Genomic DNA, 13159 nt, shown 5'->3' with positions numbered 1-13159 from the left:
TCCTTCTTTTTGCCACATAATGGACATTTCCCAGTGATATTAATTTTTGTAATCTGGCGTCTGCTTTGAGATATGAGGATTATCTTCGGGAATGAATTGTTGATTTAAATCTTTATTTTTTTTCAATGCATCGCGAATAAGTTCGTCTGTCAGCACCAAATGCGCATTTATGATATCACAAAAGAGAATAGAGACATACATCGCTTCTCCATAAGCAGCTTTATCGGTGTTTAAAGTAAATCCATCTTGTGTGATATTTGTAAGAGTTCCACGAAACTTTCTGCGTCCATCAATTGTTATTTTGGTTTCAATCTTTGCAAGATGCCCTTGCCAATGAAAAAAGTCAGACTTCCTTACCAAGGGACGATCAATTCCAGGAGATGAAATTTCTAAATGATATTTGCGTTCGATAACATTTTGCACATCGAGAAGGGGTGAAACAGTTCGACTAACAGTTTCACAATCTTCTACGGTCATAGAACCATCAGCGCGTTCTGCCATAATTTGAAGTGTTAAACCATTTAAGCCAAGAAGTTTTACGCGAACCAAACGAAAACCTAAAGGCTTAAGCAATGGTGTGATAAGAACACCAACGCGTGCCTCGATGCCATCTTCTTCAAACAGACGCGGCTCATCAAGATCGTTTATTTTTTCAGTTTCGCTCATGCATTTTATCCAAGTCATCTTTCATTAGCTTTATGACATTAAAAAAGAGCGGGTCTAATGTCCCACTCTTCATCATAAGACCAAGAATTCAACTACTGATACTCTTAAATTCAAAATTTTTCAAGTTGTTTATAAGAAAAGCAGGCCATCATTTATTTCTTAATAAAGGTGAGATAGGCAGGTGTTCGTCCCTCACGTAGAGCTTTTGCTTCATAGCGCGTACTTATCCATAGTGGATAAGGCATTTTCCAATCCTTAGGATTTTCTGCTTCCCACTCAAAGAAATTATATTGTGCACAATGATAGAGGGTCCAGTTTACATAACTGTCTATATCGCTGGCAAAGCGCAATTTTTTCCCTGTTTTAAGAACACGAGCAAAACGGTTAAGATTTTTTATATTGATAAAACGTCGTTTCCAGTGTTTCTTTTTAGGCCACGGATCAGGATAGAAAAGATCTATGCCATCAAGTGATGTATCTGGAAGCCAATCAAGGAGGGCTGTTGCATCATCATCATAAAGGCGAAGTTGATTTTGATATTGTTTATGCTGTTCAAGAGACAGCAATATTTTTGCCATGCCGTTGATAAATGGCTCAATGCCAATAAAACCAGTTTGTGGAAAATGTTCCATTTCATGCAGTAAATGTTCACCACCACCAAAACCAATTTCAAGCCGAACTTCTCTTACTTTACTAGGAAATAAGGATGTGAGATTCAGGGGAGCAGGATTATTTAAATCAATATGAAAAGATGGAAGCAGCATTTTTATACGCGCAAGTTGACTTTCTCGTAGCCGTTTTCCTTGTCGGCGACCAAAGAAAGCTTTATTTACGCGCGTATTATGGTCATTCATGGTATTTTAATCATTGTTTGAAGCACTTGAACGAGATCCGTTTTTTCCCATGAAAACGAACCATCAGGTCTTGGTTTACGCCCAAAATGACCATAAGCAGCTGTTTTTGTATAAATAGGTTTATTGAGATTAAGATGTTTTCGAATGCCAGTCGGAGAAAGATCCATTATTTTGCGGATAGTTGCTTCAAGAATTTTTTCATCAACTTTTCCGGTTCCGTGGAGATTCAGATAAATGGATAAGGGTTGCGCAATACCAATTGCATAGGAGAGTTGAATGGTACATCGTTCTGCTAAATCAGCTGCAACAATATTCTTAGCCAGATAGCGCGCAGCATAGGCTGCGGAACGATCAACTTTTGTTGTATCTTTTCCTGAAAAGGCTCCTCCACCATGAGGTGCTGCACCTCCATAAGTGTCAACGATAATTTTACGCCCTGTCAATCCAGCATCGCTTTGAGGACCACCGATAACAAATTTTCCGGTTGGGTTAATATACCAACGACATTGAGCAGAAATAGGAATATCATGTAAAGCTTGACGAATATAAGGTTCAACCACTGTACGGACTTTATCCGAATTCCAATTTTCATCTAAATGTTGTGTTGAAAGAACAATGGACGTTACTTCTATGGGCTTTCCATCTTTATACCGTATTGTTATTTGGCTTTTGGCATCTGGTCCTAATTTTCCGGTTTCTTCTTCTCCTTTATGGCGGGCTGCAGCAAGAAGTTTGAGAATTTTATGTGCATAATAAATGGGAGCAGGCATAAGATCCGGTGTGTCACGGCAAGCATATCCAAACATGATGCCCTGATCACCTGCTCCTTCTTCACCATGCCGATCTGTAGCATTATCAACACCGCGTGCAATGTCTGTTGATTGAGGACGTAAAAGAACATCAATTTTAACAGTTTTCCAATGGAAACCTGCTTGTTCATAACCAATTGCGCGAATAGCATGACGTGCTACTGCACGAAAACGCGCAGGATTAATAAGTGGACAGCCAGTTTCATCGTAGATAAATTTTTTATTTTTATCTCTTTTTAAGAGTGTATCAGGAACACGTACTTCACCAGCAATAACAACACGATTAACACTCACAAGAGTCTCACATGCAACCCGCACCAACCATGGGTCTGTACCAGTTTTTTGCGCTTCTCTATAGACCATATCAACGATTTCATCGGAAATACGATCGCAAATCTTATCAGGATGTCCTTCTGATACCGACTCACTCGTAAAAAGATAATCTTGATGCGGCATAGGAACTCCTTCAAAAAAGAAAACCAATGGTTTATTCATTGTCTATTAAAGCTGCTCCTATTTGCCAAGCACATGGCAAATCGTCAATACTCATTTATAAGTATCACTGAGAGAAAATACGTAATTTTTATTTTATAGCTTGTTCTTCTTCAGAAAGTGCTTTTGCCAAGTCAATAATTTTTCTACGCACTTTAGCATCAGAGATATTTGTAAAAGCACGCATCAATTGAATTCCTTCATTGCTGGAGCAAAAATCTATAAAATCATTATCACTTTCAGCGAAGCCTTCTACATGCTGTGTCTGCAGACCTTTATCAAAAAAATAAGAAACAGGAACATCCATAATTTCTGCAATTGCTTGAAGACGACTTGCTCCAATACGGTTTGTACCTTTTTCATATTTTTGAATTTGCTGGAAGGTGACACCTAATTTTTCACCTAGTTTTTCTTGAGTAAGTCCCAAAATATTACGACGCAAACGAATACGGGTTCCAACATAGATGTCTATAGGATCGGGTTTTTTTCTAGTCTCGGCCATAATGCAACTCTTTAATTTCCAGCACTTTTCTTCTAAACCAACAACAGATTTCTCTAAAGTTGGTTTATCATACAATTAAGATAATATGTAACACTTTTCCCAATATTATCGGCATACACAATGTAATACCGTACATGGGCATTTGAATCATTTAAGATGTTTTGTAGAACCAAAACCGATGCGGCACAATAGCATAAGAATAAATAAGATAAAAGTAGAGAATATTCTGTATCCATTGCTTCCTATGGGGGTAATGGGTGATGGAATTGGTGAATCAATAATGCCAATAGCATTTTGTTGGAGAGCTACAACGATTCGCCCATAAGAATCAATAACAGCCGATATTCCATTATTGGCTGCTCGTATGAGGGGAATTCCCAGTTCAACGGCACGAAGCTGTGCTTGTTGAAGATGTTGATATGGACCAGGTGTTATACCAAACCATGCATCATTTGTAATATTAATGATTGCTTGAGGAGAGGAGCCTTTAAAAGTCATTTCATTGGGAAAGATGACTTCATAACAAATCAGCGGAAGATAAGAAAATCCATTTGGCATTGTGACAATTTTGCGCACATCCGCAGCACTATATCCACCTATATTATCAGCAAGGATATGTAATCCAATTTTTTCCAAAAAATTTTGATAAGGAAGATATTCACCAAAAGGAACCAAGTGCAGCTTGTCAGAAGTGTTTAAAATATCACCTTTATTGTTAACTACGGCAATTGTATTAAAATATTGTATTTGCTCATTAAGGGGATCATTATGAGCACGTATAGCACCAAGAATAGCCCATTGTTTTGGTTTTAGAAGAGAAGCAATGCGCATTGTGGTTGTAGAGTTATCAGAGAGAAGATAAGGAATAGACGCTTCTGGCCATATGATAAAGTCAGGCTCTCTATTATGAGCTGCTGTTGGTGTTGTACTCAAACGCATATGAGCCTCAAATATAGCTTCTCGTATTGTATCATTCAGTTTTATATTTTGCTGTATAGAAGGTTGAACAATGCGTACCCAATAACGATTTTTTTGACCATCAGTGATGTTTTCTGCAGTATTGAGGCGGTAGAATCCAAAACCACTGTGAATGAGTATAAGCGATAAGCAAAGAAAAAGTGCGGTTTTCTTTTTTTCATCTGTTAATAAAACAGTGGGGAAACTATAGGCTAAGACAGCAAGAATATTCATTCCGTAAAGTCCCACGATTGCACCAGATTGCATGAGCATAGGGGTTGGCATAGCTGTATAGCCAAGAGCATTCCATGGAAAGCCTGTGAAAAGGAGGGCGCGCAACAATTCTGCTAGTCCTAGTGCAAAAGCTAGAATAAAAAAACGCGCTATCCCTTTGGTCCATAACAAGCCAACAAGAAATCCAGCAAAAAACCAATAAAGAGCAAGGTAGAGGGGAGGGCCAAAAATGGCAAATGGTACCGCCCAACCAAAAGAAACAGGATCTACAAATAAGGCATTGCATAGCCACCAAAGACTACAAATAAAATAACTAAAACCAAAATTTCCACAGCTAAAAGCGTAGGTTAAAAAGCGCTTTTTAATGTTTTGAGTGGTCTTTATTGTGTCAAGTAAAACAATAAAGACAGGGAAAGTTAAAAAACACAGAGGTGTCAAATAAAAAGGTGGGAGTGCAAAAGACGTAAGCGCACCACATAAAAACACCCACATTTGCCGTTTCCAACCGGTAAGAGAGGATAAGAAAGCTATGAAACGATTTACAAGCGTTTGACTATTTTTCAGAAGGAGCATTTTTCTCAAAACTCTCATTTTCTGAAATACGAAAAATACGCAATCGCTTAATTCTGCGTTTATCAGCTTCTAAAATACGAAATTGATAACCAGGAACTGCTTCAACAACTTCACCTTTTGCAGGAATGCGATCAAGAATGGAGACAATCAAACCACCAATGGTATCAACTTCATCACCATATTCCCCGACGATAAAATCAGGACCAAGTGCTTTTTCCACATCTTCTAGTTCGGTTTTTGCGTCAACAAGCCATTTATTATTGGGTTCGCGCACGATAGCATTGTCGACATGATCATGTTCATCTTCTATATCACCAACGACCAATTCGACAATATCTTCCATTGAAACAAGACCGTCTGTGCCCCCATGTTCATCAATAACCAAAGCCATTTGTGTTCGTGTTGTTTGCATACGGGTTAACAATTTGCTTGCGAGCATAGAACTAGGAACAAAAAGAACAGCACGAACCAAATCCAATTCACCAATTGGGGTATGTAAATGCATATGATTTAGCTGGAGAAAATCAGATTTCTGTTCAGCTTGGGATGCGTTAATAATAAAGTGAGTCATATAATTAAGAATATCGCGGATATGGATCATCCCTCGTGGATCATCCAGAGTTTCAGCGTAAACAGGTACGCGAGAATGACCAATTTCTGCAAAACATTTAAGAGCTTCCCCAAGTGGAGTATTGATTTCCAATGCTTCGATTTCAGAACGTGGAATCATAACATCATCAACGCGTGCTTCACGCAAGCGTAAGATATTATGCAGCATCGTGCGTTCTTCAGGAGAGAAGGGGGCAGTATCCTTTTTGTTGTCAGTAGTAAGAGCAACGGTAAGATCATCGCGCAGTGATGTAGAATTACGCCGACGTAAAAATGAAAATAAATGATTTATCAGGGAGGGTTTTTCCGTATGATTTACCTGTCGTGAGGAATGTTCTTCAATATGAGAAGATGTCTGAGGGTTATTTGGTGCATTTATTTTGTTTGCCATGATTTTGAGATCTTAAAACTTTCTTTTTAGAGGCATAAGAGATTTTAAATTATATGATGGTGATATTAATTTAAAAAGGTAGTTTTTATCATTTTAAAATTCATTATAGGGATTTTTTATGGAAAGTTTTTGAAGAATTTCTTTTTCAAGTTTCTCCATTTGGTAAGCTTCATCATCGGTTTCATGCTCATATCCAAGAAGATGAAGAACACCATGAACAATCATATGTGTCAAATGATCCTGAAATAATTTTCCCTCTCTCTTTGCTTCAAGTAAAATAGTTTCTCGGGCAACAATGATATCACCAAGCATGGGGCCTGGAATCTGCCCAACTTTAATTGGAAAAGCGGGAAAGGACAATACATTAGTGGGTTTGTTTTTACCACGCCATTGCGCATTGATCTGTGCCATATGTTGGTCATCGGTAAAAAGCATGCTGATTTCACTTACAACACCTTCTAATGAAAGATAATGCATTATTGTTGTCAATGCTTTCTCAGTGATATTATAGAGCACTTGTTTATCATCCCATCCAGAGCTCTCAATAGTTATATCAATAGTAATCATGATAAATTGAGCTCACTTTTTTGACGAAGTGCTTGAAGATGGCATTTTTTTAATTTGTGTAGCAGAATCATCATCATAAGCACGAACGATAGCAGCAACAAGAGGATGGCGTACAACATCTTTTTCATTAAAACGAATAATTGCAATATTTTCTATGTTTGAGAGAATGCGTATTGCTTCGCTTAAACCTGATTTTTGTCCGCTCGGTAAATCAATTTGGCTTACATCACCAGTGATGATCATACGTGCTCCTTCTCCAAGACGGGTGAGGAACATTTTCATTTGCATAGGCGTGGTATTTTGTGCTTCATCAAGAATGACAGCTGCATGGGTAAGTGTTCGCCCGCGCATAAAAGCAAGAGGAGCAATTTCTATGACACCAGAAGCTAAAATGCGCTCTACTTTTTCGGCAGGGATCATATCATAAAGGGCGTCATAAAGAGGACGTAAATAGGGATCGACTTTTTCCTTCAGATCACCTGGAAGAAAGCCAAGATGCTCTCCAGCTTCAACGGCGGGACGTGAGAGGATAATGCGTTCAATAATTCCACGCTCTAGAAGCATAGCAGCATGAGCAACGGCAAGATATGTCTTACCTGTTCCTGCAGGACCTACACAAAAAACAAGTTCACTATGCTCCATTGCACGTATATACGCATCTTGTGTTGGTGTCCTAGCATGGATTGTTTTTTTATGGGTATTTAAACGTGCGGGGATACGTTTTTTTGCAGATTGTATTGTTGTGAGGGCTTCTTGCTGTTCTTGTAGCAAATTTGCCATGGCAATCGCTCCTTCTGTATCTGATAAAGTGAGCTCTTGGTGCGTTTTGGCGCGTTCATAAAGTTGTTGCAATACATATTGTGCCTGTTTTACAGCAGTAATATTTCCACGGATTAAGACCTCATTTCCGCGCGGATGAATGTTAAGTTTGAGTTTTTGTTCAATGTAGATAAGATTTTCATCAAGTTTACCAAAAACCGTTTTGGCATATTTATTGTTTTCAAAAATGAGAACAACTTGATGAGCATCTGATACCCTTGCTTTTCGCAACATACGAGTATTTTCAGGGCAAGCATTTACTTTTTCGATTGAATCTTTCAGCCTATTCTCCATCTACGCGTGAATTTATACAATTTCTTTAACAAATTCTAGATGTAATCATTTTCTTCGAAAATAAAAGAGGTTCCTCAAATCTTTGCGGCAAATAAGGGAGTTGAGACATATTTATACATTTGCTATTTCACCAACAAAACTGTTTGAGCTTGCATTTTTAATATGCGTTGTTACCACACAGCCTGTAGAAGCATCTGTATCCACGACAACAGGTAAAAGCCAAGGCGAGCGTCCTACCATTTGTCCTGAGTGACGCCCAGCTTTTTCAATAAGAACATCGGTTGTTTGACCGATTTTAGAACGCAAAAAAGTATTTTGTTGTTCAAGGAGAAGTACTTGTAAATGTTGAAGCCTAGCATCTTTTACAGTTTCATCAACATGATTTTTCATTGTAGCCCCCACTGTTCCTGGACGGGGAGAATATTTAAAAGAATAGGCAGAGCTGTATTGCACTTGTTTAATAAGTTTAATGGTTTCTTCAAAGTCTTCGTCTGTTTCTCCTGGAAATCCTACAATAAAATCGCCTGAAAAAGCAATATCGGGTCGTGCGTTGCGAATTTTTTCGATAAGCTGAAGATAATGAATACTTTTATGTTGGCGATTCATTGCTTTTAAAATACGATCCGAACCAGATTGGACAGGCAAATGGAGATAAGGCATCAATATGTCCAGATCCCTATGGGCGGCAATAAGGCTTTCATCCATATCTCGCGGATGACTTGTTGTGTAACGCAGACGCTTTAAACCATCCAGTTTGGCAAGGTGATAGAGAAGATCACCAAGACGCCAAGTTTTACCATCTGCACTTTGCCCATGCCAACCATTTACATTTTGTCCAAGCAGCGTAATTTCTTTGACTCCCGCTTCAATAAGTTGACGGGCTTCTTCAGTAATTTGCTCGACAGGTCGCGATATTTCAGCACCGCGTGTGTAAGGAACAACACAAAAAGTACAAAATTTATCGCAGCCTTCTTGTACTGTTAAAAATGCACTTACACCCCGCTTTCTTACAGCACGTTTATTATGAGGTGCTAAATGAGCAAATTTATCTTCAACAGCATAGTCTGTTTCGATAATTTTTTTTCCTTGTTTAGCTTTTTCTAACAAGTCTGGTAAGCGGTGATACATTTGCGGACCAATGACAAGATCCACTATTGGAGCACGGCGTAAGATTTCACTTCCCTCAGCTTGTGCAACACAACCAGTCACACCAACTGTCAAGGGTTTATCGGGAGCTCTTTCTTGACGCATCACCCGCAAGCGACCAAGATCAGAATAAAGTTTCTCTGCTGCTTTTTCACGAATATGACAGGTATTAACAAGAATAAGATCTGCCTCGTTTGGCGTTTGTGTCGTAACATAACCTTGTGCACTGAGGCTATCAGTCATTCGTTGGCTGTCATAAACATTCATTTGACACCCATAGGTTTTGATAAAAACCTTTTTAGGAACAACAGGAGATGTATTTTTAGGATTTACTTTATTCATAGCCTATGTCTAAATGTTTTTTACATAAATCTCAATCTATTTGCTTAAAAGTTTTTTGCATGATAATTGCATCACCGCGACCATTTTTTGACGGGTAGTAGGCCAGACGTTCAGAAATTTTTTGAAATTCAAAGCGTTGATAAAGGTTTAAAGCAGAAAGATTTGTAGATTCTACTTCCAAGAATAATTTTATAGCGTGCTTATCGTGAAGATAGTGAATTGTCTGATCGATAAGTAAGGTACCAATTCCTTGTTGACGATAATGAGGAAGAACAGCAATTGTGATAATTTCTGCTTCATCAAGAATAAGGCGGCAGAGGCAAAAGCCTAAAATTTGCTCAGGTTGACCAATGAGGGAGGATTTGTATCCGAAAATAGAGTGATCTATTAAGAAATTATCAAAGGTTTGTTTTTCCCAAGCAGGGACAAAGCAATGCTGATGAATTTGATGAAGAGAAGCACTATCATCAATTTGTAGCGGAGCAATTTCAAAATGATTTTTTTTCAATGAAAATTCGGACATACTTTTTTTCGTGGTAAAGCAAAATCAGTTTGTTGTTTTGCATCAGCATTGCGTAAATAAAGTGGACAAGGAGGGCTTTGGGGTTGTTTATTCGCTGCAAGATAGGCATAGCTTACAATGTCGGCCGCCTCGCAAAGAATTTTGTCTAGGACAATTTTTTTGCTTATCTTATTATTTTCCATATAGAACGCTACGATATCAGCTGCAGGACCAATCAATTTTGTTTGTTGCGGTAAATCTTCGATGATATCTTCAATTGTTTTTAATCCTGGTGCTCCTAAAGGAGTCAGATTTGTATTAAAGTTTTGATGGTAGAACATGCCTTTTCCTGCTTCAATGACAACGGTGATTGCTGATGCAGTATTTTTATTAATTGTTGTCTGTGATGCTAACGCTTCAAGAGCGCTCACCCCAACAGCTGGTATTTCGAGCGCTAATGCCAAAGCGCGTGCTGTTGAGACTCCCACACGCACACCAGTGAACGATCCAGGTCCAATATTAACAGCAATACGATCAACTTGATTAAGGATGATATTGGCTTGGTTCATTACCTGTGCGATGTATCCAATAAGTTTTTCAGCATGTCCTTTGTGCATGCGCTCATTAATACGCGCAATAACAGATTTATGGCGAATGAGTGCAACAGCACAATAAATTGAAGCAGTATCTATAGCAAGAATAAGCATAAGAATATTTTAATTGAATGATGTGAGAAATAAAAGATCTACTGTATTTTTTAATTTTTTCCATTTGTTTAGTAATTTTTACAATATTTTAGAAAATTTGCAAAACTAAAAGATATCAATATTTTACTATAGAAAGTCAAATTTCACGATGTTTTTATCTCTATACAGAAGATCAATCATTAAGACAGAATGAGCTTTTTTGCAAAATGCAATATCTTTTTTTATTAGGTTTCATGGGGGTTGATTGAATCTTGACGATATTTCGTTGCATCAACAGAATAAGCAACATGCATTTGAAAGTAGCTAAGTCATAATATTACATTTGTTATTTTGCTAATAAGAGCATGTTTCATACTTTTTGTAAAAACTTTATTTTTATGGGAGAAAATAAAAAGGGACTTACTTTTGAGAAATTACCTTTCCGGTATCACGGCACACCGCTACAAGCAATAGTTTACGAAGAAAGAAGTTGTTTAAAGGAGTTTATAAGCTTGTTACGATATTAAAGGAGAAATGGATACGATCTTTTGACAAAATTTCAAGAAACTTCTTAAAATTTTGTCATTATTGAGCAGAAAAATATTGCAATATTCACAAACCCCTTTGGAGTTATTCGGTAAATTTCACTGAAAAGGGAAAAAATAACTTTAGCGATTCTTTTAAAATGTTATTTGGTTTAAATTAATTAATTGTATCATAATAAGGCTACAAATACCGAGAATAATGATGGAACAAGTTGAAGCCAAAATAACACGCCATCCCGCTTTTTTTAATGAACGGATATCAACGCCTAATCCTAATGCTGCCATTGAAATGATCGTTAATACTTGAGCAGTTAATTTAATGGGGTTAATAGCTGCTTCAGAAATAAGTCCACTTGAGCGAACAAGCATCATCATAACAAAACCAATGATAAACCATGGTACAAGAGTGTGCCAACGCAAGCGTGTTTGCGATGAGCGATGGTAGATGATTGAAAGAGCAAAAATAAGAGGACCTAACAACAAAACCCGCACCAATTTAACAACTGTTGCAATTTGGACACTTACGAAGGATATGGATGCTGTTGCAGCTAAAACTTGTGGTACAGCATAGACAACCATACCAGCAAGTATCCCATATTGACTAAATGACAAACCGAGAAGTGGATGTAAAAAGGGAAGAAATAAAATAATAAGAATACCCAAAAGAGCAGTAAAAGCAATTGATGCAGCTACTTCATCATGTTTTGCTTTAATGACAGGTGCAACGGCAACGATAGCTGAATTGCCACAAATAGCATTTCCACAAGCCACCAACATTGCTAAATGAGAAGAAAGCCCAAAAAGTCTACCGATAAAAAAACTCATAAGAATAGTTATGAATATAACGAATATGACGCTAGCAAGCAAACTCCAGCCGGTTGCAAGAACAGCGTGAATACTAATGCTTGCTCCTAGAAGAACAATAGCAATTTCAAGAAGTGTTTTTGCACAAAAAGTTATCCCTTTTTGAAAATATGTTGGTAAAGGAAAACAACTACGGGTGATTGATCCTAAGAGAATTGCTAAAACAAGACTTTCGAGCCATGCTTCTGAGAAGAGCTGTTTCTCTACGACTTCTAAACCGTAAGCTAAGGCTGATATGAGTAAACATACTAAAATACCAGGACAAAAGTCGTTTAAAAGTGACAGATTTTTTTTGATCATTTTAGTATTTCCCCATAAGAAAGAGTTAAAAGAAAGTCTTAAAGATTTGTTCTTGCTTGTAAGGCCGCTGCTAAAGTTCCATCATCAAGATAATCAAGTTCACCACCTACGGGAACTCCATGAGCAAGCCGAGTAATTTTAACGGAAAAATTAGAAAGTTGGTCGGTGATGTAGTGTGCTGTTGTTTGTCCCTCAACAGTAGCATTGACAGCGAGAATAATTTCTGTGATTTGGTTTTGTGCAATGCGCTGTATTAAGGAGGCAATATTGAGTTCGTCAGGACCTATTCCATCTAAGGGAGAGAGTCGTCCACCCAATACATGATAACGTGCGGCCAAAGTTTTTGCACGCTCAAGCGCCCACAGATCAGCAATATCCTCGACAACAATAATTGTTGTATCATCGCGGCGTGGATCAGTACAAATCGAACAAGGATCAACAGTATCGACATTTCCACAAACAGAACAAATGCAAACTTTATCTACAGCCACTTGTATTGCCACTCCTAAAGGTTCCAGCAATGTTTCCTTTTTTTTAATAAGGTGAAGTGCAACACGACGAGCAGAACGTGGCCCAAGACCCGGCAACCGTGCCAAAAGCTGAATGAGACGCTCAATTTCAGGTCCAGCAATGTATTTAGACATATTCTTGTCTCATGAGATTAAAGAAAACCTGCTTTATTAGAATGGCAATTTTAAACCTGATGGAAGTGGCAATCCTGCTGTTATATTTTTTGTTTTTTCTTCTATGGCTATTTCAATTTTTGCTCTAGCGTCATTATAAGCTGCCACAATAAGATCTTCAAGGATTTCAACTTCCTTAGGTATAAGTAATGAAGGATCAATGTGAAGCTTTGTTATAATATTTTTGCCGTTTAAGGTAACATTGACAAGACCGGCACCTGCCGTGCCAATCACTTGAAGCTTTGCTATTTCTTCTTGAACTTTCTGGATTTTTTCTTGCATTTCTTTGGCTTTTTTCATCATATTCATCATATCACGCATAGA

The 13159-nt window shown here is 37.8% G+C and carries 14 protein-coding genes; all 14 read right to left on the bottom strand.

The genetic code is table 11. The features are described from left to right. Nucleotides 1-39: 39 nt before the first annotated feature. The gene (gene rimP, locus BN202_RS07120) at nt 40-666 is read right to left on the bottom strand and encodes a ribosome maturation factor RimP (RefSeq protein WP_019219939.1); all 627 of its coding nucleotides are present in this window, start codon (nt 664-666) and stop codon (nt 40-42) included. 152 nt (nt 667-818) lie between these two features. Beyond that, the gene (locus tag BN202_RS07115) at nt 819-1520 is read right to left on the bottom strand and encodes a tRNA (guanine(46)-N(7))-methyltransferase TrmB (RefSeq protein ID WP_019219938.1); all 702 of its coding nucleotides are present in this window, start codon (nt 1518-1520) and stop codon (nt 819-821) included. Next, on the bottom strand, nt 1517-2785 hold the full coding sequence (metK, locus tag BN202_RS07110; RefSeq protein WP_034987811.1) for a methionine adenosyltransferase: 1269 nt from the start codon (nt 2783-2785) through the stop codon (nt 1517-1519). Before metK ends, BN202_RS07115 begins: the two co-directional genes overlap by 4 nt. A 127-nt stretch (nt 2786-2912) precedes the next feature. Beyond that, on the bottom strand, nt 2913-3323 hold the full coding sequence (locus BN202_RS07105) for a helix-turn-helix domain-containing protein (protein ID WP_019219936.1): 411 nt from the start codon (nt 3321-3323) through the stop codon (nt 2913-2915). 147 nt (nt 3324-3470) lie between these two features. Further along, nucleotides 3471-5105: an apolipoprotein N-acyltransferase gene (gene lnt / locus BN202_RS07100; protein WP_034987757.1), complete on the bottom strand. Its 1635-nt coding sequence runs from the start codon at nt 5103-5105 to the stop codon at nt 3471-3473. After that, on the bottom strand, nt 5068-6087 hold the full coding sequence (locus BN202_RS07095) for a hemolysin family protein (protein WP_019219934.1): 1020 nt from the start codon (nt 6085-6087) through the stop codon (nt 5068-5070). The genes lnt and BN202_RS07095 overlap by 38 nt, the downstream gene beginning before the upstream one ends. A gap of 93 nt (nt 6088-6180) precedes the next feature. Next, nucleotides 6181-6654, bottom strand: coding sequence for an rRNA maturation RNase YbeY (ybeY, locus tag BN202_RS07090; RefSeq protein WP_019219933.1), 474 nt, complete (start codon nt 6652-6654; stop codon nt 6181-6183). Nucleotides 6655-6666: 12 nt separating this feature from the next. Continuing rightward, nucleotides 6667-7767: a PhoH family protein gene (locus tag BN202_RS07085; RefSeq protein ID WP_019219932.1), complete on the bottom strand. Its 1101-nt coding sequence runs from the start codon at nt 7765-7767 to the stop codon at nt 6667-6669. Between the two features lie 111 nt (nt 7768-7878). Continuing rightward, the gene (gene miaB / locus BN202_RS07080; RefSeq protein ID WP_019219931.1) at nt 7879-9255 is read right to left on the bottom strand and encodes a tRNA (N6-isopentenyl adenosine(37)-C2)-methylthiotransferase MiaB; all 1377 of its coding nucleotides are present in this window, start codon (nt 9253-9255) and stop codon (nt 7879-7881) included. A 31-nt stretch (nt 9256-9286) separates the two neighbouring features. Beyond that, nucleotides 9287-9778 carry a ribosomal protein S18-alanine N-acetyltransferase gene (gene rimI, locus BN202_RS07075; RefSeq protein WP_019219930.1) on the bottom strand — a complete coding sequence of 164 codons (492 nt, stop codon included), beginning with the start codon at nt 9776-9778 and terminating at the stop codon, nt 9287-9289. After that, nucleotides 9760-10464: a tRNA (adenosine(37)-N6)-threonylcarbamoyltransferase complex dimerization subunit type 1 TsaB gene (gene tsaB, locus BN202_RS07070; protein WP_019219929.1), complete on the bottom strand. Its 705-nt coding sequence runs from the start codon at nt 10462-10464 to the stop codon at nt 9760-9762. The genes rimI and tsaB overlap by 19 nt, the downstream gene beginning before the upstream one ends. 659 nt (nt 10465-11123) lie before the next feature. Further along, complete coding sequence (locus BN202_RS07065) at nt 11124-12152, bottom strand: YeiH family protein (RefSeq protein WP_019219928.1); 1029 nt, start codon at nt 12150-12152, stop codon at nt 11124-11126. Between the two features lie 38 nt (nt 12153-12190). Further along, on the bottom strand, nt 12191-12796 hold the full coding sequence (gene recR / locus BN202_RS07060; RefSeq protein WP_019219927.1) for a recombination mediator RecR: 606 nt from the start codon (nt 12794-12796) through the stop codon (nt 12191-12193). A 36-nt stretch (nt 12797-12832) separates the two neighbouring features. Then, entirely contained in the window at nt 12833-13156 is a 324-nt protein-coding gene (locus BN202_RS07055) for a YbaB/EbfC family nucleoid-associated protein (RefSeq protein ID WP_019219926.1), read from the bottom strand. Nucleotides 13157-13159: the final 3 nt, after the last annotated feature.

It is taken from the genome of Bartonella florencae (genome assembly GCF_000312525.1).
GTDB classification, from domain to species: domain Bacteria; phylum Pseudomonadota; class Alphaproteobacteria; order Rhizobiales; family Rhizobiaceae; genus Bartonella; species Bartonella florencae.
This window is presented reverse-complemented; position numbering and strand designations above follow the sequence as displayed.